This is a genomic window from Pseudoalteromonas luteoviolacea (assembly GCF_021654285.1).
GTDB lineage: Bacteria > Pseudomonadota > Gammaproteobacteria > Enterobacterales > Alteromonadaceae > Pseudoalteromonas > Pseudoalteromonas luteoviolacea_J.
The window spans coordinates 53196-75667 of sequence record NZ_JAKFZS010000020.1 but is presented as its reverse complement, the minus strand read 5'-3'; the positions used below and the strand labels follow the sequence as shown (position 1 = coordinate 75667).

General features: G+C 42.1%; 17 protein-coding genes. 14 read left to right on the top strand and 3 right to left on the bottom strand.

Annotated elements, in window-relative coordinates:
- Nucleotides 1–136 precede the first annotated feature (136 nt).
- From L1077_RS18270 to L1077_RS18255, 4 genes are all read left to right on the top strand, one after another.
- Nucleotides 137–1252, top strand: coding sequence for a DJ-1/PfpI family protein (locus L1077_RS18270; protein ID WP_237138376.1), 1116 nt, complete (start codon nt 137–139; stop codon nt 1250–1252).
- A gap of 366 nt (nt 1253–1618) precedes the next feature.
- Nucleotides 1619–2035: a winged helix-turn-helix domain-containing protein gene (locus L1077_RS18265; RefSeq protein ID WP_237138414.1), complete on the top strand. Its 417-nt coding sequence runs from the start codon at nt 1619–1621 to the stop codon at nt 2033–2035.
- Nucleotides 2036–2312: 277 nt separating this feature from the next.
- Nucleotides 2313–3023, top strand: coding sequence for a response regulator transcription factor (locus tag L1077_RS18260; protein WP_237138375.1), 711 nt, complete (start codon nt 2313–2315; stop codon nt 3021–3023).
- 4 nt (nt 3024–3027) lie between these two features.
- The gene (locus L1077_RS18255; RefSeq protein ID WP_237138374.1) at nt 3028–4281 is read left to right on the top strand and encodes a sensor histidine kinase; all 1254 of its coding nucleotides are present in this window, start codon (nt 3028–3030) and stop codon (nt 4279–4281) included.
- Nucleotides 4282–4497: 216 nt separating this feature from the next.
- On the opposite strand, the gene L1077_RS18250 is transcribed toward L1077_RS18255, so the two are convergent.
- Nucleotides 4498–5124, bottom strand: coding sequence for an arylesterase (locus L1077_RS18250; protein WP_237138373.1), 627 nt, complete (start codon nt 5122–5124; stop codon nt 4498–4500).
- On the opposite strand from L1077_RS18250, the gene L1077_RS18245 reads away from it, so the two are divergent.
- Together L1077_RS18245 and L1077_RS18240 are read left to right on the top strand one after the other, a co-directional pair.
- Entirely contained in the window at nt 5123–5842 is a 720-nt protein-coding gene (locus L1077_RS18245) for an ABC transporter ATP-binding protein (RefSeq protein ID WP_063364409.1), read from the top strand. The two genes, L1077_RS18250 and L1077_RS18245, sit on opposite strands and share 2 nt — an antisense overlap.
- Complete coding sequence (locus tag L1077_RS18240) at nt 5832–8336, top strand: ABC transporter permease (protein WP_237138372.1); 2505 nt, start codon at nt 5832–5834, stop codon at nt 8334–8336. The genes L1077_RS18245 and L1077_RS18240 overlap by 11 nt, the downstream gene beginning before the upstream one ends.
- Nucleotides 8337–8392: 56 nt before the next feature.
- On the opposite strand, the gene L1077_RS18235 is transcribed toward L1077_RS18240, so the two are convergent.
- Both L1077_RS18235 and L1077_RS18230 read right to left on the bottom strand, forming a co-directional pair.
- Entirely contained in the window at nt 8393–9181 is a 789-nt protein-coding gene (locus L1077_RS18235) for a penicillin-binding transpeptidase domain-containing protein (protein ID WP_237138371.1), read from the bottom strand.
- A gap of 111 nt (nt 9182–9292) precedes the next feature.
- The gene (locus L1077_RS18230; RefSeq protein WP_237138370.1) at nt 9293–10159 is read right to left on the bottom strand and encodes an AraC family transcriptional regulator; all 867 of its coding nucleotides are present in this window, start codon (nt 10157–10159) and stop codon (nt 9293–9295) included.
- Nucleotides 10160–10664: 505 nt separating this feature from the next.
- Between L1077_RS18230 and L1077_RS18225 the strand changes: the two genes are divergently transcribed.
- From L1077_RS18225 to L1077_RS18190, 8 genes are all read left to right on the top strand, one after another.
- On the top strand, nt 10665–13640 hold the full coding sequence (locus tag L1077_RS18225; RefSeq protein ID WP_237138369.1) for a TonB-dependent receptor: 2976 nt from the start codon (nt 10665–10667) through the stop codon (nt 13638–13640).
- A 337-nt stretch (nt 13641–13977) separates the two neighbouring features.
- Complete coding sequence (gene leuA / locus L1077_RS18220; protein WP_237138368.1) at nt 13978–15687, top strand: 2-isopropylmalate synthase; 1710 nt, start codon at nt 13978–13980, stop codon at nt 15685–15687.
- 32 nt (nt 15688–15719) lie between these two features.
- Complete coding sequence (locus L1077_RS18215; RefSeq protein ID WP_063364404.1) at nt 15720–16076, top strand: cupin domain-containing protein; 357 nt, start codon at nt 15720–15722, stop codon at nt 16074–16076.
- 39 nt (nt 16077–16115) lie between these two features.
- Entirely contained in the window at nt 16116–17039 is a 924-nt protein-coding gene (locus L1077_RS18210) for a diiron oxygenase (RefSeq protein ID WP_237138367.1), read from the top strand.
- 12 nt (nt 17040–17051) lie between these two features.
- The gene (locus L1077_RS18205) at nt 17052–20492 is read left to right on the top strand and encodes an amino acid adenylation domain-containing protein (protein WP_237138366.1); all 3441 of its coding nucleotides are present in this window, start codon (nt 17052–17054) and stop codon (nt 20490–20492) included.
- A 34-nt stretch (nt 20493–20526) separates the two neighbouring features.
- Complete coding sequence (locus tag L1077_RS18200; protein ID WP_237138365.1) at nt 20527–21009, top strand: SRPBCC family protein; 483 nt, start codon at nt 20527–20529, stop codon at nt 21007–21009.
- Nucleotides 21010–21081: 72 nt separating this feature from the next.
- Nucleotides 21082–21573 carry an SRPBCC family protein gene (locus tag L1077_RS18195; protein WP_237138364.1) on the top strand — a complete coding sequence of 164 codons (492 nt, stop codon included), beginning with the start codon at nt 21082–21084 and terminating at the stop codon, nt 21571–21573.
- Nucleotides 21574–21582: 9 nt separating this feature from the next.
- Nucleotides 21583–22464 (top strand): DMT family transporter, encoded by an 882-nt coding sequence (locus L1077_RS18190; RefSeq protein WP_237138363.1) that lies wholly within the window; start codon nt 21583–21585, stop codon nt 22462–22464.
- The last annotated feature ends 8 nt before the right edge of the window (nt 22465–22472 follow it).

Genomic DNA, 22472 nt, shown 5'->3' with positions numbered 1-22472 from the left:
TATGAGCTGATACTAATTAGATATTATTTGGTTTTTACTAATTCTCTCATCGATTCAGCTATCAATACGTATCGGCTTCACGGACCTTTCACATCACTCCCTCTACTATAGCACTCTAAATCAAAGGAGAGTTGTTATGAAAAACATTGTTTTATTTGCAGGTATTGCTGGTGCTGCACTGTATAGTTCAAATGCTTTTGCTGATGATCAGAGACAGGTTTTGATGGTACTGAGTAGCTACGGCGCAGTGGATGAAAACCAAACGTTGATTAAACCTGGGTTTGAGTTTGGTGAGCTAACTAAGGCCTACTATGTATTCAAGCGTCATGGCATTGAGGTCACCTTGGCTTCTCCTTTAGGTGGTAAACCGATTGCAGATAATTACGATAAATCAGCAGTTTATAATGAAAAATTTTTAAAAGATGAGGCAGCGTTATCATCATTAGCGAATACTTATAAATTGAGTGAAATTAATGCCAATCAGTTTGATGGTGTGTTTGTCGTCGGTGGTAAAGGTCCTATGTTCGACTTGCATCAATATGAACCATTAAAAGAGATTATCGCAAAAATATATCAGCGCCAGGGAGTGATAGGGGCTGTCTGTCACGGACCTGCTGCATTAGTTGATGTTAAATTAAATGATGGCCAATATTTGGTTTCAGGTAAACGCGTCAACGGGTTTACCAATGAGGAGGAAAATGCGTTTGGATCAAAGTGGCTCAAAGATTTCCCATTCTTACTACAAGATAAATTAGTGGAAAGAGGCGGAATATTTGAACAAGATGCTGTGATGCTGAACCAAGTGACGATTGATGGCAGGCTGATCACAGGACAAAACCCTTTTTCTACCGTAGACACTGCCCGAGCTATGGTCTCTGCACTTGATATTGAGTTATTGCCGGAGCAATATTACCGCGATGATGCCACGGTTAAATTGTACGAATTGTTTTTAAACGATAGGCAGTTAGCGATTGATAAGTTGCAAAAGGAACCACAAATATATGATTTTAAGATGCTTGCAATGATAAGTGTTGTGCAAATTAATAATGCCACGAGTGAATTTCAAGTCAGTGCTAGTGCGGCATTATTAGAGTATATCTTACCTCAATTTTCTCACCCGATTATTATCACGACACTTGCAAAGGCCTATGTACGTTTGAATCAATTTGATGACGCATCGACAGTGCTGGAATCTGGAATTAAAAAATTTCCAGATAACCAAAAAATAAAAGATTTTATTGCGTCACTTTAAGCCTAAAATATGGGGCAAAAAACAGCCCCTTTTTGTAAAAAGTAATAAAAAAATACTACATCATGAATTTTCTTAATATGGACAAAAAAAAGCTAAATAATTGACTGTCATGAATACCGGAATAAACTGCAATTTAATAAAATAAAGCGTAGGTTTTTTGTTCTCATATGTGTTTTTTTTGTATAGATTTTGTTTATCCAAGGTGTACATTGAAGCTTTTTTGTTTCTTTTGTACTCAATTGGGTAATAAGTTTCTATTAACAAAAGTCATGTAAAATTATGATGTAATTCATTCCAATATACTGATTTGAACGATAAAATAAAGGTGCTTTTAAAGTCATATATAAAGGAAGTATATTGTTGATCATGAATTTAAGTGATAAAGAAAATACTGACTTTACCTTTGCGGTATTTGGTCATTATGCACTGAATAAAAGGAAACGTTCGTTAACATTCTGCGGTGAAAGGGTTAAAGTTGAGCCCCTGATCTACGACTTGTTAGTTTACTTTATTCAGCACAGAGATCGCGTGATTAGCCGCGATGAATTGTGTCGAGAAATCTGGCAACAAGAGTACGTTGATAACAACGCGATCAATCGCGCCGTTTCAGAGCTTCGTCGTAGTATTTCAAAGCATAATTTAGAAGGTGAAGTAATCAGAACTCACTACAAAAAAGGGTATAGTTTTAATTTAACTGTAAAACTAGATCCTCGTCCCAGCCTATTACAGTGGCTGTCACGACTGTTTAGCCAGTCCCCAATGAGAAAAGGAAAATTAACGTAAGCGAGCACATAACCCAATGAACATGGAGCTATCAGCTCTTCAACATAATAATAAGTATAAAAATATTCATTTTTCGTGCTTAAAAAAATGAGTGATGTAATTACGCACTCATAACTTAGGTGAACAGAGCCCTAAGGTTGACCTAAAATTAATCAAGCTTGGTAAAAACCTCATTACAGCTGTGCGCTGTATTTTTACCAAGCGTTTCGTCATTTCACATTCATTTCACGCTGCGCCATGTTAAGCTGTGCACACATCGTGCAGAGATGGAACTACTATGGATAAACAGTCAGCACAGAATAAAATGAATATGCAATTCAAAGTATTAGTGATAGAAGACAACTTAGAGATCAGTCGTAATATTGCAGAATATTTTGAGCCTCATGGCCTGATACTAGATTTTGCGTATGATGGTAAACAGGGCGTAGATCTAGCGCTTAACCACTATTATGACTGTGTTGTTTTAGATATTATGTTGCCTGAATTAGATGGACTAGCTGTGTGTCAAACTCTGCGAGCTAAAGCAAATCGACATATTCCGATTATTATGTTGACGGCGCGCGACGCTTTGGACGATAAGTTGGCGGGGTTTAATACGGGAGCTGATGATTATCTGACTAAGCCATTTGCACTTGAGGAGCTGTTTGTGAGGTGCCTCGCTCTGGCTAAACGTCATTTACTTAACTGTGATAAAACTCTGCAACTAGGCGATATTAGCCTTAATACACAGACTCAGCAGGTAAAACGTGCCGGACAACAGGTTGTACTGCAGCCTATTCCGCTGAAAATTCTTCAGTTATTAATGGAACATTATCCAAGACCACTTAGTCGAAGCGAGCTCTGCGGTAAAATATGGGGAGATGAACCGACAGATTCCGATGCCCTGCGTTCTCATGTTTATCAGTTGAGAAAAGCCATAGATAAGCCATTTGAAAAAGCCTTGATAAAAACAATTCATAGTGTCGGTTTGGCACTAGACATAGCGTGACCCTATGAAAGCTCGTCAATTACGTACTCGTATCATTGCCTACTTTGTAGGAATTTCACTCTTTATCAGTATTTTGTTTGGGGTTGTGTGCTTTTTATTTGCATACACAATAGAAGACCACCTCTTTAATGTCATCCTTAAAGATGAAGCTAGCTATGTTTCTCAGCAGCTTAGCTTGGGTAATACCCCAGTACCTCGGTTGGAATTTATTGAGTATTTAGAAAACAAGCAGCAACTTCCACAGTTTATTCAAAATACCTTGCAAGAATCGCCTAATGCAAGAGAGTTCTCGTCGCAAGGAGACCTACATTATCATCTGATGTTGCTAGATCAAGGACTATTATTGGCGGAAGTGAGTGAGCAGCTCGTCGTTAGAAAACTTAAGCTTGGCATGTTTAACTTTATGCTCGTTGCATTGGGCATTGTGTTACTTGTAGCCATTATACTGGCGTATTTGTCATTGGCGATGGCAAAAAAACTCTTGAAACCTCTGGATAAATTAGTTGATATTGTCGCAGAAGCGCCCGTTGAAAAGTTACCTCAAAACTTTTCTGATCAATTCGTTAAAGATGAAATTGGCGGCTTTGCACGCACGTTAGAGAAAGCACTTGACCGTATCCGGGACTTTATTGAAAGAGAGCAGGCATTTACACGAGATGCGTCACATGAGTTGCGTACACCTATTGCAGTGACGCAAGGTGCACTAACCTTACTAAAACAAGAGGCACTAACAGAGAAGCAGCAGGAGTTAGTGGAGCGTGCTGCCATTGCGCAATCCCAAATGACACAAAGCGTTGAAATTCTGCTGGCTTTAGCCAGAGAAGAAACCATCAAGCAATCAGATGTTAAGCTGTTACCAATCGTCGAAAGTTGTATTTTACAACAAGTGTCTAAAATAGCGGATAAAGATATTTCTGTTGAGGTTAATATATCAGCTTGTGCGACAGTTTCGTTAAGTGAAAGTGCATTGAGCTTAATATTAAGTAACTTAATCGGTAATGCTTTTTCTCATGTGGAAACTGGTACAGTTACAGTGAGTTTTGCAAACAATACATTGAGTATCATCGATACGGGCCAAGGGATCCCTGATGAAATCCTAGGTCGAATATTTGAATCTGGGATAAAAGGAGAGTCAAGCGCTGGGCTTGGAATGGGATTATCCATCGTCTTTAGACTGTGTCAAAGACTGGATATTGATCTATCACTTGAGAGCACCCCTCAGGGAACAGCTTTCCACCTGACTTACATAACAAATTAAAGCCTACTAGGGCTTAGCTCAAATTTCAGTTCGTGAGAGCACAGTCATCTTATTGATGAGCTGATTGATGTAAATTCAGGTGCCGTTTTTATCAGTGGATATGCAGCGGTAGTCACGATTGGTTTTCGCTGGTGTGTTATTACGAGATTTAAATTTTCAAAGTACCCAAAAACTACTTTGGGTACTTTGAATAATTCAATTTTTAACTTCAGGCTGTTATGACTTGCTTAACCAAGAATCAACTTGTTCTTCCATAAAGTCTCTAATCATCGGCTGTGCTTTCTCATTGGGGTGTAAGTTATCATTTTGCATTAAGGTTTTATCGACAGCGACAGGTACCATAAAATAATCCATTAAATAGGCGCCTGTCTTTTCGGCGACTTTTTGGTAATTGCCAGTAAACATTTTGGTATATCTTGGGCCTAAGTTTGGTGGGATCTGAATTTCCATTAACGCGACCTTTGCGCCGCTTTGTTGGCTCTTAGTGACTAATTGCGTCAGGTGTTTACGAATAAGCTTGATCGGAAAGCCTCGAATACCATCATTGCCACCTAATTCAATCAATACATGGCTGGGTTGGTGTGCTTTGAGTTGAGCATCAATGTTGAGCAGTGCATTGTCGGTTGTTTGTCCAGATACGCTCATATTGATCAATAAGATCGATTTTTTCTTTTCAACGTACTTATTTTGTAACAAATTAACCCAGTCTTGGTCTTGTTTAAGTCCGTAACCCGCACTTAAGCTATCACCTATGATCATAATTTTAGTTTCGCTTGCAAACGCCATAATAGGCTGAGTTAGACAGGCGAGGAATAGCACAAGTTTTAGGAAAATTCGAATCATGTCAGTACTTTCTCAGTTAAATGTTATTCAGGTCAAAGGGCTTAACAAAACAGTCAGTACCTTTGAGGGTGACTTAGATATCCTTAGCGATATCAATTTCACTGTCAAGTCTGGTGAGTCTGTTGCAATCGTTGGTACGTCAGGTTCTGGTAAATCAACACTACTTAGCTTACTTGCAGGTTTGGATACCGGCTCTGCAGGTGAAGTTTTTCTCGATGGTGCAGCGTTACACAAACTAGACGAAGAAGAAAGAGCGCGTTTGAGAGCAGAGAAAGTTGGCTTTGTCTTTCAGTCATTCATGCTAGTGCAAAGCTTAACAGCGCTTGAAAATGTAATGTTACCTGCTGAGCTGGCAGGAGACAAAGGTGCTAAACAGCAAGCCAGTGAATTGCTGGAAAAAGTGGGCCTGTCGCATCGAGTGAGCCACTATCCATCTCAATTATCTGGCGGTGAGCAACAACGTGTGGCCATTGCTCGTGCATTTATCGGCTCACCAAAAATTTTATTTGCTGATGAGCCATCCGCGAATCTTGATAGCAAAAACGGGCATTTAATCGAAAAGTTGTTGTTTGATCTCAACAAGCAAAATGGGACAACATTGATATTAGTGACGCATGATGAAGCGCTTGCGCAGCAGTGCGACCGTATCATTCACATTGAAGCTGGGCAACTCGAAAAGATCCGTGAAGGGGAAGGAGCAACAGTTCATGTGGTTTAAGTTAGCACTTACTTTATTTTCAAGGGAACTGCGCCGAGGGGAGTTAACGATTATATTCGCCGCGATCGCGTTGGCGGTGTTAACTGTGTTTAGCCTGTCATCAGTCACCGAACGTATTCGCCTGAATATTGAACAGAAGTCGGCAGATTTTATTGCAGCTGACAGACGGCTGGCGAGCAACCATCCTCTGGATGACGCGTTTATCGTAGAAGCACAAAAGCTAGGTTTGCAAACTGCGCGACAGATGTTTTTTGACTCTATGCTATTTGCCAATGATGAACTTGTACTGGGGTCAATCAAAGCTGTATCTGAGGGGTATCCGCTAAGAGGTGTAGTCACACTGAAAGATGGCTTTGAGCAAGCTGATTATGAGGTGCAAGGTGTCCCTCAACGGGGAGAAGTTTGGCTCAGTGAAGGTTTATTTTATAGTTTAGGGCTGGCTATTGGCGATGAAGTTGAAATAGGCGCGGGGGTTTTTCGTGCCAGTAAAATTTTGGTGAATGAACCTGATGCGCCATTTTTCTCTTTGGCTGGCAACAAGCGCGTATTGCTGAACTACACAGACATTGGCACGACTCAAGCGGTACAACCTGGCAGTCGCGTGTTTTACCGCCTGTTATTTGCTGGTGAAGAAGCCGTTCTCACTGATTACTACGGTTGGTTAAAGCCGCAAATGCGAGATAATCAGAGATGGCAAGGGATCAAAGACCGTCAATCACCGCTTGGTGAAAACTTAGAGCGTTCAGAGCGCTTTTTACTACTGGCGGGCTTATTTGGGATCATGCTCGCTGCGGTGGCGATGGCAGTGTCTGCAAAGCGTTATTGTGAACGCCAGTATGATCCGGTTGCTATGATGAAAACACTTGGCGGAAGCCGTACGACGATCCGCAATATCTTCCTGTTACATCTGTGTATGGTGACCATGTTCTCGGTCGCTATTGGGCTCGCAATTGGCTATGTGTTGCAAGCGGTTGCAACTGATTATCTCGCAAACTTTATGGATACACAGCTGCCACAAGCAGGTTTTAAACCATGGCTTTTGTCTATCACCATAGGCGTTGTTTGCGCATTGATGTTTTCGTTGAAGCCATTGTTAGACTTATTTGATATTCCGCCGCTGCGCGTATTACGCCGTAATTTAGGTGATAAATTGGCAGTGAGCCGAGTGCATATGGCTTTATCTGTCTCGACTATTTTTGTGCTCATGTGGTTCTTTAGTGGTGAATTAAAAACAACATTATTGTTATTTGGCGGCACTGCTATTTTGATGTTAGTTCTGTTTGGAGTTTCAAGGTTACTGTTTAGTGCTGGCAGGAAATTGGGCTTAAGCCCAGGAAGTAGTTGGTCACTGGCGATTGCAACCTTGCAAAAGCGTGCCAATGCCAATGCGGTTCAATTAATCAGTTTCGCGCTGGCTATTAAACTCATGTTGTTTTTGTTTGTATTAAAAAATGATTTGATCTCCGATTGGCAGATGCAAGTACCTGAAGACGCGCCCAATGCGTTTTTGATTAATATCAGCGAGTCTGAGGTCACAAGTATTGAATCCTTTTTTGTGCAAAACAATATTTCTCATGCTGACTTTTATCCCGTATTCCGTGGCCGAGCCAATGCCCTTAACGGTGAAAAGTTTGCACGTACAGCGTCTAAGCAAGAGGGCGAAGAGCAGGATGAAGATGCAGCAGAAGGCGCCGGCCGAGAGTTAAATTTAACATGGATGACAAAGCTGCCAGAAGGCAATGAAGTCATTGAGGGCACTTGGTTTGACCCGAACAGTGAAGAGCTTGAAGTCTCTATCTCAAAAGGCATGGCTGAGGGCATGAATATAAAGATAGGTGATCGGCTCACCTTTTTGGTTAATGAACAGAGCTTTGAAGCCAATGTTACGAGCTTGCGCAGTGTCGATTGGGGGTCATTAAAACCAAATTTTGTGATGATATTTAATCCCAAGGTAGCAGGCAAGTTCCCAGTGACCTACTTCACTGCAGCACAATTCTCTGAGGGCGATGAAAAAACGGTCAGTCAGTTATTACGAGATCATCCAACGGTCAGTATGATTGATATAAAAAGCCGTTTGGAGCAAGCGCAGTCAATGATTGCTCAAGTCTCTTTAGCGATTAGTTTTGTTCTTGCCATCGTACTGACCAGCGGCGCTTTGGTGCTGATCTCTCAAGTTCAGGCTAGCCTTGCTGAGCGAATGCAGGAAATTGTGATTTTGCGTACCCTAGGCGCCAGAGGTCGGTTAATTAAATTGGCGACCTTGTACGAGTTCTTATTGCTTGGGGCATTAGCTGGGTTTGTCGCGGCCTTAGTGAGTGATGTCACTTTGCTAATAATACAGCGTGAGCTATTTGAGGTAGAAGGTAAATTACACCCATATGTGTGGGTTTTAGGCCCATCCTCGGGGGCGCTATTTGTTGCTGTTATCGGCTATTTTATGGTGGCCAGTACGATGCGGCAAAACACGCAAGGCCTACTTAGGAAATTAGCTTAAATTAAAAAAGAGGTAACTAAGTTACCTCTTTTTTTAGGTTTATTCACCGTGGCATATTACAAAATGCCAATTTGCTTGAGTGTTGCGCGCGCTTTATCTACACGTCTTTTCACCATGTCATTGAACGTTGGTGCATGCATGTTAAAGGCAAAGTAGTGCGTGCCTTGTGCGTTTTTGATTTTACCTACATACCAGCCAATATAGGTCTTTCGAGCAATCGGGCCTGTTCCTGTTTTTGCATATAGTTGATAGTCAGGGCGACTTTCTTGCAAAAAAATAGACTCAAAGGTTTGATAAGTTTGTTCGCTTAACCCTAAGGATTTAGTATCTAGACGGCGTAAAAACTCAACCTGCTCAAATGCTGAAACCTGTAGGCTGGAGTTGAGCCAAAAGCCACCTAAGGGCCCATTGATGTCTTGGTTTCCATAGTCAAATTGAGATAAGTAAGTTTTAATTTCAGGCTTACTTAGGGTATTCGTCCAATCTTGATAAAGTGGCAGCACAGAATAGCTGAATGCCTCTTTTAGCACGATCTTTTCTTGATGCCATGCCTTTGGCCACCATTTTTCAGGAGAGTATACATTGGTATTAACTTGATATGTGGTTTTGGTATCTATCTTATTTTGCTCAAGTAAAATGAGTGTATTGGGGATTTTATAGGTTGAAAAGGGGCTAAATGCACGCTCAGCGCGGGATTTGTTTATAACTTGCCATTTATCAGATTGCTCACTGTACACAACCATGGTGCATTGCTCGTTTTTTTTACACCCTTCAATGGCGATGGCATTATTGGTCGCAAACAGTAACCCCCCTGAAATGAGTAACGACGGCCATGGTAATCGCATAATTTTCCTTAGTTCTATTATTATTTTGTGCGAAAAGTATATTAAATATGCTGAATTAACCCTGAACTGTGGCAACCATAGAAGTCATATAAAACTGAGACTTTTGTGCCATCACAACAATGCCTTGTGTTGAATACGCGAACGAAATTGGCTTGGTGTACAGGCTTTTATCGCGAGAAAACGGCGATTAAAATTAGACAAATTGTTAAACCCGCATTGGTCGCTGATCACGGTAATAGGTGCTTTCGAATTAATCAATAATTTGCAGGCTTTGGCAATGCGTAATTGATTAATGAATTCCGTGACTGTTTTTTCGGTGCGCTTTTTAAAAAAGCGGTGAAAGTGATTTGTACTCATATGTGCTTGCTCTGCTAATAAGTCCGCATTGAGCTGCTCAGTGTAGTTCTCGTAGATAAAATTAATCACCTTATCAAACTTATCTTTTGCCGGATCTTGCTGATTGGCATAGTTAAACTCCATACTTGATAAAGTGTTATATTCGCTGGTGGCCATCAAATTAAGCATATTGAACAATAAAACATAGCGTTCAAGCGGGTTCGCATCGGCCATTTTGATAAAGATTTGCTCCGTTGCCCTTGCTAATTGAGCACTGAACTTTAAGCCACATTTTGCTTTATGAAGCAGTGAATGGAGGCTTTCGAACTCTTTATTTAGTCTGAGTTGTTGCTCAAGCCATAGTGCTGGGATCTGGGCAACGTATACTTTTTGCATGCTGCCGTCTAAGTTAGGCTTGGATTGCCAAGTATGGGGTAATTCCGGCCCGAGTAAAACTAAGTCGTAATCAGAAAAAGGCGCGATGTAATCACCAATATGACATACCCCTTTGCTATTTAGAGTCAGGCAAACCTCGTATTCAGGGTGGTAATGCCAGTTAAACGGGATTTCATTTAACTGATATAAGCAATATCGCCAAGAACAATTTGTCGAGGGAATAATCTTTTCGCACATCGCTCTCATAATATTATCCTTAATTTTATTATTTGATTGTTATTAAAATATTTTAACGAGCACATGTTATGAGGGAATATTATGTTGGTGACATCCATTACCCCTCATTTCACTGTTACATATATTTAAATATTTCATCACCTAGGCGCAAAGTGGTGATACATTTCAACTTGATAATAATACTTATCTATTCACTTACTTGGTTTCCTAAAAAAACCTACCTTTACAGGGAAAATACGTTAAAAAGGTGCGTTTCTTGCGATGACAGCGCTGTTCATTGATAGATTTGTACCTGTATGGGATAGAAAATGCAAACATCTTGAAGCTCATGCTGCTCAAATAGGTAATGAATTAAATTAGAGTTGTTAATTTTAAGTAGCATTATAGCTAAGTGATTTTTTCAGTAGCTCCGCATTATCGAGTGACTAGGTCAATGTACTTACTTGGTGTTAAGTATTGAGTTTTCTCTAATTTTCTTTTTCAAAAACAGATAAAAAATAGATCAGAGAGAATCATGATGAAACAGAATTTATCTCCATTTAAATTGTCACAGGTATCGTTTGCTGTGTTAGTCAGCATGTTACCTTTGGGTGCTATGGCAGCAGATGCTGGCGTGCAAGCGGAGCAAGTTGAAGTAATTGAAGTACGAGGCATTCGCGCCTCAACCGAAAAAAGTCTAAATACCAAACGCTTTGCCGATGGCGTGGTTGATTCAATTACCGCTGAAGATATTGGTAAGTTACCTGATGTGACCATTGCTGATTCACTTCAGCGTGTACCAGGCATTCAGATCCGCCGAAGCGCGGGTGAAGGTGCGACGATTAATGTGCGAGGCATGCCTCAAGTCACAACCTTGCTCAATGGTGAGCAATTTTTAAGTGCGGGGTCGATTACTAAAGTACAGCCTGATTTTACTGACATACCATCGAGCTTAGTTGGTGCAATGAATGTGATGAAGTCACCAACCGCCGATACCTTAGCAGGTGGTATATCTGGTACGGTCGATTTGATCACACGTAAGCCATTCGATCTAGAAGATGGTTTTAGTGGTGCAGCATTGCTTGAAGCATCAACAGGTTCATACTCCGAAGAAACTGACCCTAAATTCATGGTATCAGGTGGCTACAACGGCGATCGTTTTGCCGTGTTAGCGACCGTTTCATATGATGAGGCAAACCTCGCCAATTACCGCTTTGGTACTTTAAATGACAAATGGGCTTACGCGCCATATGAGAATCACGAAAAAGCAGACTGTTGGTATTGTCCGCAAAAAGATATGAATGGGGATGGGGACTCAGATGATGCCGAATTTACTTATGTAAACTATGGCATTATGAATCGCTTTACCGAACGTGAGCGTTTAGGTGCTACAGTCAGTTTTCAAGCGCAATTAAATGATAATTGGACACTTAGTAGTGATGTGTTTTACACCGATATGGATGATGCGGACCGTCAGAAAGGGATTACGGCTGACAATGCATGGAATGGTCATTGGGATTGGCAAGAGCAACACGATCCGATCAATCGCGGAAAGTTAGATAATGGTCATAATTTGTATACAGCGCAAGATATTACGCTCCATTCTCCACGTGTTGTATCACACTCTGAGAGTCATACAAATAAACGCGAATCGACTAACTTTAACTTTGAACTAGAGTACAAAGGAGATGGAAACTTTTCGGGTAAAGCACGGTTTATTACTGCCGAGGCATCGCGCAGTCACACAGAAAATGTCGCGCAAGGTTATATAACCAATGGTCTTGCTCATGGTTTGAGGCGAAATGATGGGACTGGTGCAATTGCGGTAAACCCCAATGGCTATGGTCCAGATCCTGTCCCTATGCGTCTAAATTTTGCCGGAAAACATCCTTCTCTACGTGGTCCGGAGCAATTGCAAGGAGAGGTATTTGGATCAAATATAGACCGCTATTCGATTGTTTCGACATACTCCGAAAATAACTACGATGAAGATGCGAATTTAGACATTTTACGTTTTGATGGCGAGTATTTGTTTGATTTTGGCCATTTAGAAAAAATGACGTTTGGTATTCGTGCAAGCCAGCGTGATGTTACTCGCGAGCAATATGTATTACTTGCGCCATTTTCTAACCCTGTCGGTGACGAGGTAGTCAATGTCATGTGGAAAGACCAAGGCTTGGCAGCATTTGACACAGATGGCAATGGTGAAATTAACACGGAAAAAGGTGATATCACGATAAGTGCAGATAATCCTCTATACTTTAGTGGTTTACCAAGTGGTTGGGTATCGAAGAGCAGTGACTTTGGCCCTGTGTCTATGGATGAATATTACTTTATAGATCCTCGCCAGCTTGATGATCCTTTCGCGTCCCAAAATGCGTTATACGCGGGTAATATCAAAGGCGGTGTACCAGGTAGCTCATATACGGTTGAGGAAATGACTCAGTCAGTTTACTGGAGTGCAGATCTTTCCAATGATTTTTATCGTGCAAATGTTGGTTTTCAATATATAAAAACCGAGTTGGATATTCTACAAAATATTGATGGCGAGTCTATCTGTACTAATTGTCCGGGATCCGTTGCAACTGATGGTGGTGATATTGTGACAGAGCGTTCGTTCAATGATTTTTTACCAGCGGTGAATGTTGCATTCAACCTCAGAGAGGATCTGATTTTGCGTACATCATGGGGTAAGACCATGACGCGTTTGGATCTTGGCGCAATCGCAGGAGGATTGAGTATTAGTCGTGCTCGCGCAGGGGATGACATTGCTGCCGAAGAAGGTGTTAGCCCAGACTTATTGATTGCCACTGATGGCACTATGCAGGGTAACCCAGAACTTGAACCATGGCGTGCAGACAATACTGATGTGACATTGGAATGGTATTTCTCTTCAAGTGGCTTAATGAGTGTTGCCTTATTCAAAATTGATTTAGAGTCCTTTATTGAATCAGCACAATGGGAGATACCTGCTGAAGATGGCGATGGGGTGACGCGTCGTAATGTTAAGGTAAACGGTCAGGTTAATGGTGCAGGTGGCACGATGGAAGGCGCTGAATTTAGTTATCAGCAAGCCTTTGACTTCTTGCCTGGGTTTTGGAGCGGGTTTGGTGCCGCGTTTAACTACACGTATTCAGAGAGTGAGAGTGGTAAAACTGGATTTGGTGGAGAAGCCCTACCATTAGAAGATAACTCAAAAGAGTCCGGTAATGCTGTTTTATGGTATGAGCAAGATGGTTTCCAATTTAGATTGGCGGCGAACTACCGCTCTAAGCGCCTGCATACGGTCTCGACACCCGGCGGTATGGGTAATGTGGGCATTTGGACTGAGCCAACAACCTATATCGATATGTCAGCAAGTTACGATATCAATGACTCCCTGACGGTCTACATGTCCGGCAGTAACTTAACGGAAGAGTATGAGTCACAATATGCACAGTGGAAGAATAACCGTATGGCACAAAATATCTACGAGCGTCGCTTTACTTTAGGTGTGCGAGGACGTTGGTAAAGATTGATTTCCTTTAATCATTATACTCTATAGGGCCGCGAGGCCCTTTTTTATTGATCTGTTGAAACTAACCATCAAGTTCTGCCTTTTTAACTTTCCATTCTTAATCATCGAACACGTCGTGTTGCAAATACATATTTTGTGAACAGAGCTTAGCTGTGACTACGTTATTTATATCGCTTTGATTGCACTTAACCATCTGAATTAAAGTGCTTTTATTATCAGAGCATGCGCGGTTTTTATCCTGTGTCCCATTCGCGCATGTTTCTGTCCTAGTTGCAGAAGTCGCCAACGCATGAATTGTTTACACTCATCTTAAACATAGAGGAGATGCCAAGTGATCAATAATCCAGCGACAAAATATGCCCCGGCAACAATCGTCAAAAACCCGAATCGACGTTGGCCAGATAACCGTTTAACACAACCTCCACGCTGGTTGTCCACGGATCTCAGAGATGGTAATCAGGCATTGGCAACGCCGATGGATCAGGAACGAAAGTTGCACTTTTTTGAGCATTTGGTGCGCTGTGGCTTTAAGGAAATTGAAGTTGCGTTCCCCTCTGCTTCGCAGACTGATTTTGATTTTGTGCGTCACTTGATTGAGTCAAACAAGATCCCAAATGATGTATGGATCCAAGTGATCACCCAATCGCGAGTTGATCTCATTGAAACAACCATGGCGTCATTAGCTGGTGCACCAAGGGCTATCGTGCATTTATATAATGCCACAGCACCGGTGTTTAGAGAGCTGGTATTCAAAAAAAGTAAAGCCCAAACCATTGAGCTGGCAGTTGCGGGTGTGACAAAAATTAAAGAATTAGCAGAGCAGCAACCTGATACCCAATGGTGCTTACAATACTCGCCAGAGACATTCTGCTTTACTGAATTGGATTTCGCATTAGAGATATGTGAAGCCGTTAAAGAGGTGTGGCAACCTAGCGAACAACGACCACTTATTCTTAATTTACCGACAACGGTTGAAGTGAATACGCCAAATGTATTTGCCGACCAAATTGAGTTATTTATTAATCAATTTAGCGATTTAAGTCATATCACTATCAGTGTTCACCCACATAACGACAGGGGTACAGGCGTTGCCTCTGCAGAGCTTGCTTTGCTTGCTGGTGCACAGCGTGTCGAAGGATGTTTGTTTGGCAATGGAGAGCGCACTGGCAATGTTGATCTGGTGACTTTGGCATTGAATTTATATAGCCAAGGTGTAGCACCGCAGCTTGATTTCTCTGATATCAAAAAGTCAGTAGAGGTGACAGAGTATTGCAATCGATTGCCTGTGCATCCACGCCACCCTTATGCTGGCGAGTTGGTCTTTACCGCATTTTCAGGTTCACACCAAGATGCCATTAAAAAAGGGTTTGCGCAACGAGAGCAAGATGCCAGCGGATATTGGCAGATCCCCTATTTGCCATTGGATCCCAAAGATGTGGGATGTAATTATGAAGAAGTGATACGCGTCAACAGCCAGTCTGGGAAAAGTGGCGCAGCATGGTTATTGGAGCAAAACCATGGCTTGCAATTGCCTAGAACTTTACAAGTTGATTTTAGCCAGCAAGTGAAATCTTACACCGATCGAACTGGAATTGAGATGACTCTCGCAGAAATATGGCAGCTATTTAGAGAGAGCTATGGCGTGGTGTCCACACCTAGATTGGCATTAATTAACTATACCAGCCAGCCGCTTACCACAGGCCAGCAAATAGAAGCCAATGTCTTGTTTGGCGGACAACAAATTCAACTCAATGGCAGTGGAAACGGGTTATTAAGTGCACTGATAAATGCGGTGCGCACACATTTTAATATCAATATTAATATCAAAAACTATTCTGAACACACTTTAGGTCATAAAACACAAAGTAAAGCAGTCACTTATGTGGAGTGTGAAGCGCCAGATCATACGCAATATTTTGGTGTGGCAATCGATGCAGATACGAGTCGAGCCTCAATTCAAGCAATTTTAAACGCGGTAGCAAACTATCTTATCCACGATAGTCGGTTTGATACTGAACAGCTTAGATTTGTATCTGCTTAAATAACTTAACTAACTAAAACAGCAGGTAAAATATGGAAAGCATACTGGATGTTATCAAACAAGAATGGGAGCAGCCAAAGGGGTTTGATCCAGGTATAGAGCAAATCGTTGTCAATGACACCCTAGATGAAACCAATAAAAAGGGCATACGTACGCGGTTTGTACGTTTTGCTCCGGGGGCGAAAACACAGGTTAAATTTATACACGATTACCATGAAGAAGTGTATTTAGTGCAAGGAGATCAAATTTTGCTGGATGAGGGGGAATTACAGCCATTGCAGGCATATCAGCAGGGCCACTATTTTACTCGTCCCGCAGGAACTTTTCATGGTCCATTCAGTAGTAACAGCGGTTGCATACTGCTCGAAGTTCATTATTACAACAAATAACAATTAATACATTTACAGATTGAATCAAAAGGAAATGAAATGAGTTACCAAACCCACGCCCAGACCTGGGAACAAAGAGCTACGATCCGAACTAGACCAAGGCGGATGATCGAGGATGATGAGTTATCATTTTATCCGCAAGAGCGACAGCCGCTATGTTTTGATCCCATCATCGCCAAGTTAGGTGATGAGGTACGAGATCAAATTTTGCTTCAGAGTTTGTATAAATATATTAATGACATCGTGATTTTTGAAACTGAAATCGTAAATAAAACAGCGCTAGATATTGCCAAAGGCCGATTTCCATTTGAGTTTTCATTTGATGCCAAATATGACGCGATGTCAGTGGTTATAGACGAAGATTATCATGCTTTTGTCGCGATGGACTTTCAAAACCAGCTGGAATTACAAACGGGCATAAAACCCTTTCAAACATTTGATGAAATAGAATTAAGCAGGGCGATCCCTCGCGCAGTTCACTCACTCAGTGATCCCGCGCATAAGGCCGGTATGGAATTGATTGCAGTGGCTATTTCAGAAAATACAGTGACGTCAGATGTAGCAGCGTTTGCCAGTGATAAATCGGTTAAACGATCCATTAAAGGGATCATGGCAGATCATTTAGCTGACGAGGGTCGTCATTCTCGCTTTTGGATCGAGCTAGTGAAGATTTATTGGCAAGAAGTAGACGAGGCGACACGTATAGCGATCGGAGAAGCAATTCCTAAGTTTTTAGCTGAATATCTGACAAATGAAATTCAAAAAGAGTTTGATACGGCATTAATAGCGCAATTGAACTTGCCTCAAGTGGTGCAAAAACGTGTGATGGATAATTTGGTGGGCAGCTATCCTATTACTAGTCAGCATCCAATGATAGCTAATATTCGTCGCTTTTTTAATGCGTCAGGTTTGCTTGAACACGAACCTACACGCATGCAACTTCAGCAATATATCGCAGGTTAATGAGAGGCGAATATGAAATTACTCTCTATTTTGCTCCGCAATGATAGCCCCTGTTTTGCAGAGCTTGGACAGCTTGCATATGATTTCGGCCACACTGTATTTTGTGATCAAGACACACCGAGTGAGCAGACTTTTTGGCAAAATTTGCAACCGCTAGATACGCTGGATCTGACTGTTTGTGCGTTACCGGACTCGCCATTGGGCGAGGAGAACACGCTGTATCTCAATGTCGAAAAGTGTGAGCAAGAGACAAGTTATTGGTTGAGGTGTATCTGGTTTAAAGAGCACCGTTGGTGGGTATTGAGTGAAGCCGAAGTTGTGGCGAGTCATGCGATTAATGGCGCAGATATATACAGTGAATTGGTTGAACAGTTACAAGACAATTTAACCGTTGCACTCACGCGTGTTGCACAAAGTGAGTTAGATACCCTAGTTGAATGGTCACCAAAAAACTGGCCTGTTAATCAGGATTTAGCGCAAATACGTGCTTGGCATAAAACGAATGAGACTGCATGCGAACCGCTCATTGAAACGACGACTTTGTTTGCTGGTTTTAAACAAGCTTGCCAGTGCTATCCCGATAATATTGCAATACGCTTTGACGGCCAAACGATGTCGTATGCATTGCTAGATAGATTGAGTGAACGAATAGCAAAACAGCTATCTAAACGTTTACCTACAGTATCGTCTCAACTTGTGATAGCCATTGCATTAGACAAATCATTTGAGTTATACGCCAGCATTTTAGCCGTATTAAGACTGGGGGCGTGTTATGTGCCTATTGACCCAGACTATCCTCAAGATCGCATCGATAATATTTTAAACAGTGCCTCTGCGGATCTCGTCATCAGTCATCGAGCAGGGTTAGCTGATAACTTCGCTGATATTAACACTTTAATAAGTGAGGGTGAGGATGTTGATAGTGAGCTACCTAAGTTGGCACATAGCCCATCTTCAAATGCAGTACTTATATACACTTCAGGCTCAACAGGTATGCCAAAGGGGGTGCAGCTAACACATAGTAATATTTTGCATTTTTGTGATTGGTATAGCCGCTACACGCAGCTTGATACACACTCTCGATGCTTACAGTTTACGACGGTTTCTTTTGATGCATCGCTACTGGATATTTTCCCGACGTTATTGGTGGGAGCATCTCTAGTCGTACCAAATAAAGAAGCACGCCATGATTTTTCGCAATTAGATCAGTTAATTCGCTCAGAGCAGGCAAGCCATTGCTTTATCCCGCCTGCCATGCTGAGCGCATTACCAAATTATGAGTGGCCATCTATGCGCTATATCATCACAGGTGGGGATGTCTGTGATGCTAGAACCATTGCATATTGGTCACCGCGGAGCCAGCTAATTAATATTTATGGCCCCACTGAATGTACGGTATTGGCAACGTATAAAGCTTTTTCTCCAAACAGTAATAATAAAGTGCTCGGTAAACCGATACAAAATACACAGATCTATGTGGTCAATGAGCAAGGCAATCCTTGTCATACACTAGAGCAAGGCGAAGTCTATTTGGCCGGACCTGGCGTTGGTCCGGGTTATTTCGGCGAGCCAGAGAAAACTGCAGAGTGCTTTATAGCACCGAGCGGCTGGTCACAAGGTGCACGTCTATATCGCACCGGTGATATTGCGTATTGGGATGAGCTGGGCGAGTTAAACTTTGTTGGTCGCAAAGACAATCAACTCAAAATAAGAGGGTTTAGAGTTGAGTTAGGTGAAGTTGAGAACACCATTTTGCGCACTGGGCTGTATCATCAGTGTGTGGTTTTAGCTGATGAAAAAAAGCGCATTCATGCGTTTGTGAGTGAAGCAGAATACGCGGCGGATACCACGTTGTTGCGACATGACTTAGCACTCAGTTTGCCTGATTATATGATGCCTAGTCAGATAATTGAGATAACCACCTTTCCAGCGACCAGCAATGGTAAGGTCGATCGTCAAAAGCTGTTGGCTATGGTCCCAGAAGCCACAGGTGTTCAGCGAGCAGATGAAGCTTTCAGTGAGGTTGAGAGTGCGTTGAGGGCAATTTGGGCTCAGGTACTTGAAGTTGATGAGTTAGATATTGGTCGAGAAATGTCTTTCTTTGAATTAGGCGGTCACTCACTCCTTGTTTCAAAAATGCTTCTGGCGGTGAAAAATCAGTTTCCAGGTAACTTCACCTTGGCACGTTTTATGGAAAACCCAACCATTAGCGCACTTGCGGTATTGTTAAGTGGATCTGATCTGGATAAAGGCGCACAGATCTCAGATCGGATCTATGCGGATATGGTGTTAGATTTTCAGATCCAACCTCTGGATGGGAGCAACCCGAACGCATTTTCCCCCCAAACTGTGTTGTTAACCGGTGCAAATGGCTTTTTGGGGATCCATATTTTGGAACAGTTAATTACACAAACTGACGCGACAATTTATTGCTTAGTGCGTGCTACCTCCGTGGAATATGGATGGAAAAAAATACATGATGCGTGGCAAATGTTTAACATTGAACAGGCTATTTGCCCAGCGAGAGTTAAAGTTGTATGTGGCGACTTAGCCAAGCCGCTTTTGGGTATGACCCAGTCTCAGTATGACCAGTTGAGTCAATCGGTTGATGTTATCTATCACAATGGTGCACAAGTAAATCATATCTATGATTACGACTACCTTTACAACGCAAATGTACAGTCGACCATAGAGTTACTTGAAATGGCCTGCCAGCACAAAATTAAGCAGATGGTTTATATTTCAACACTCTCGGCTGCGAGCAACTTAGATGCAAACGGGCGCATTGTCGAAGATGGCCCAGCGGAGCAATTGCCTGCGTTTGTCAATAATGGTTACAACCTGACAAAGTGGGTGTCTGAACAGCTTGTATGGCAAGCTTACCAGCGAGGTTTACCAGTGACCTTAGTACGGCCTGGCAACATTTGCGGTCATTCTGAAACTGGTCGCTGTGTTCCTGATCAAAATCGGATTCTATTGCTGCTTAAGGGCGCCGCGCAATTGGGTATGGCACCAGATTGGTCATTGAATTTCGATCTGTGTCCTGTGGATTTCATTGCTAAAGGCATGGTTGCTGCAACCTTATGTGAAGATGGGCACCAGCCTGTTTTACATTTTCATAATCCCAACCTTCTGACGTGGAAGCAATATGTTGGCCGACTGTCCCACTTTGGCGTTCCCATGCGTTTTGTGGGCGACAAAGTGTGGCGAGACACGTTAATGACGCTGGATGAGAGCAATGCACTATTTCAAGTTGTTTCATTTTATCTTGATGAAAATAATGAAGATATTGGTGATATCTCGCATATTGATAGCGCCGCTACTGCCACAAGGTTAGCGCAATTTGGGCTAGCTTATCCTGATAAAGATTTGGCACTGGTCGATGCCAATTTGGGCTTTTTAATTGCTAGTCAATTTATTGAATGTCCCAAAAAAGAAGCACAGCCAATTTAAAAAACAATTTAATAATTAAACAAAGGAAACTGTTATGAGTACCCCTTATAAAGAGCAACGTTCAACGCTTATTCATGTACCTAAAACAAGCACTGTTAGTACGTCTGTCGATGTCAAAGCAACACCCGATCAGGCATGGGAAGTTGTTGGCAACTTTGCCGGCTTTGACAAATTTGTCGACGGTCTTGAGCGCATTGAAATGACAGGTGAAGGGATACGTGCTGTTCGCAAAAAGTTTTTTGCTGATGGTCACTTAGTTTTAGAGCAGCTGAATAGCTACGATGAGCAGAATCACATCATGAGTTGGAGTCTATTATTTACCAATATGGATATCAATAACTTATGGTCTTCTATGCGAGTTGAAGCTTTGCCAGATGGTCAAGCTCGCGTGTTCTGGGATATTGCTGGCGAGCCTGCAAATGAAGACACATTGCAACCGGACTTTGAGGACTTTATTGCAACATTTGCTACGGCGGCATTGAATAATGCTAAAGGGCTTATCGAGCAAGCAGCTTAAATTTTTGGGGGTGTAATGAATCGCAAGTTCGTTACACCCTGATTTTAGATGTAGCAATTGAAAGGAATAATCATGAAAACAACGAATCAAACACAGCGCAAAGCATATGCGACTATTCCCAATACAGGCACTGTATATAACGATATTGAGATTAATGCACCGGCTAGCACGGCTTGGTCTGTGGTAGGGAATTTTTCAGCATTTGACCGATTTACGGATGGATTAGAGCGGATTGAAATGCTCAGTGACGGCGAGGGAGCCGTTCGCCGAAAGTTTTTTGCTTCCGGTGATTTTGTTATTGATCAGCTAACTGAGCGAGATGACGCAAGCATGTCTATGCATTGGAATATCATTTTAACATCATTAGATATTCGCAATTTGTGGGAGCATATTCGAGTCGAGCCTATTTCAGAACAGCAATGCCGTGTGGTTTGGGAAATGGCTGGGGAGCCGAAAGACAGCCAAACTTCGCAGCAGCAATTAGAGACATTTTTGACTGATTTTGCTAAGGCAGCATTGAAAAATGTGGCGTCACTATGCGTGTTAGAAACTGAGTCAGCTTAGGAGAAGGCTATGAGCACACTGTGGTTTTTTGTTGCTTTGCTGGTTCCCTGCATTTGGGGTGTTCAGGCTGTCATGCTTAAATTTGGGATCGGCGAGTTTCCCCCTGTATTTATGGTGGCTTTGCGATTTTTATTGATGTTGGTGTGTCTGGCTCCTTTTTTGACAAGGCTAAAGGGGCACTTTGGAAAAGCATCGGCAGTGGGCTTAACTCAAGGGGTTGCGCACTTTGCATTGCTGTATATCGGCTTTCAATACGCTGATGTGACCTCAGGGATGATTGTTTATCAAACGAATGCCATTTTTACCTTGATTTTAGGGTCAGTCCTATTAGGTGAAAAATTGACGCGCTTTGGCTTTGTTGGCACTGCGGTTTGTTTGGTTGGCGTCTCTTTGATCCTCGGCTTACCGCAGCAAAATACCAGTGTGTTGGGACTGGTTATTATCGCTTGTTCTGCTTTGATGTTTGCAATCGGTAATATTTGTGTACGTAAGCTGGGGCCTTTTGACCCTGTGGGCTTAAACGCAGCCGTCGCTATGTATGCATTCCCTATGCTTTTAGGATTATCGTTCTTAATTGAACAAGGCCAATGGGAGTCAATCACACAAGCCAGTTTACCTGCTTGGGGTGCATTACTTTACACCGCATTTTTGGGCGGCATTTTGGCATTTATTTTGTGGTACAAATTATTGGCAAAATTTAGTGTCGACAAGATCTCACCATTTAGTTTGCTGATGCCATTTTTTGCCATGATAGGTAGTGTACTCCTATTGGATGAACAAGTGACAGTAGCGAATTGTTTGGGGGCGATTGTTACGGTTGCGGGTATTGCGATTATTCAATACGGCGCCAAAGCCTGGTCTTGGCTTCGCCCTGCCAGTGTCACAGCATAAGTGATATG

Bases quoted from the DNA above. Each gene is read 5' to 3' on its own strand.
- L1077_RS18195 (WP_237138364.1), top strand. From the start codon at position 21,082: ATGAAAACAACGAATCAAACACAGCGCAAAGCATATGCGACTATTCCC.
- L1077_RS18245 (WP_063364409.1), top strand. From the start codon at position 5,123: ATGTCAGTACTTTCTCAGTTAAATGTTATTCAGGTCAAAGGGCTTAAC.
- L1077_RS18200 (WP_237138365.1), top strand. From the start codon at position 20,527: ATGAGTACCCCTTATAAAGAGCAACGTTCAACGCTTATTCATGTACCT.
- L1077_RS18240 (WP_237138372.1), top strand. From the start codon at position 5,832: ATGTGGTTTAAGTTAGCACTTACTTTATTTTCAAGGGAACTGCGCCGA.
- L1077_RS18215 (WP_063364404.1), top strand. From the start codon at position 15,720: ATGGAAAGCATACTGGATGTTATCAAACAAGAATGGGAGCAGCCAAAG.
- L1077_RS18250 (WP_237138373.1), bottom strand. From the start codon at position 5,124: ATGATTCGAATTTTCCTAAAACTTGTGCTATTCCTCGCCTGTCTAACT.
- L1077_RS18190 (WP_237138363.1), top strand. From the start codon at position 21,583: ATGAGCACACTGTGGTTTTTTGTTGCTTTGCTGGTTCCCTGCATTTGG.
- L1077_RS18205 (WP_237138366.1), top strand. From the start codon at position 17,052: ATGAAATTACTCTCTATTTTGCTCCGCAATGATAGCCCCTGTTTTGCA.
- L1077_RS18255 (WP_237138374.1), top strand. From the start codon at position 3,028: ATGAAAGCTCGTCAATTACGTACTCGTATCATTGCCTACTTTGTAGGA.
- L1077_RS18210 (WP_237138367.1), top strand. From the start codon at position 16,116: ATGAGTTACCAAACCCACGCCCAGACCTGGGAACAAAGAGCTACGATC.
- L1077_RS18270 (WP_237138376.1), top strand. From the start codon at position 137: ATGAAAAACATTGTTTTATTTGCAGGTATTGCTGGTGCTGCACTGTAT.
- L1077_RS18260 (WP_237138375.1), top strand. From the start codon at position 2,313: ATGGATAAACAGTCAGCACAGAATAAAATGAATATGCAATTCAAAGTA.
- L1077_RS18265 (WP_237138414.1), top strand. From the start codon at position 1,619: ATGAATTTAAGTGATAAAGAAAATACTGACTTTACCTTTGCGGTATTT.
- L1077_RS18225 (WP_237138369.1), top strand. From the start codon at position 10,665: ATGATGAAACAGAATTTATCTCCATTTAAATTGTCACAGGTATCGTTT.
- L1077_RS18230 (WP_237138370.1), bottom strand. From the start codon at position 10,159: ATGAGAGCGATGTGCGAAAAGATTATTCCCTCGACAAATTGTTCTTGG.
- L1077_RS18235 (WP_237138371.1), bottom strand. From the start codon at position 9,181: ATGCGATTACCATGGCCGTCGTTACTCATTTCAGGGGGGTTACTGTTT.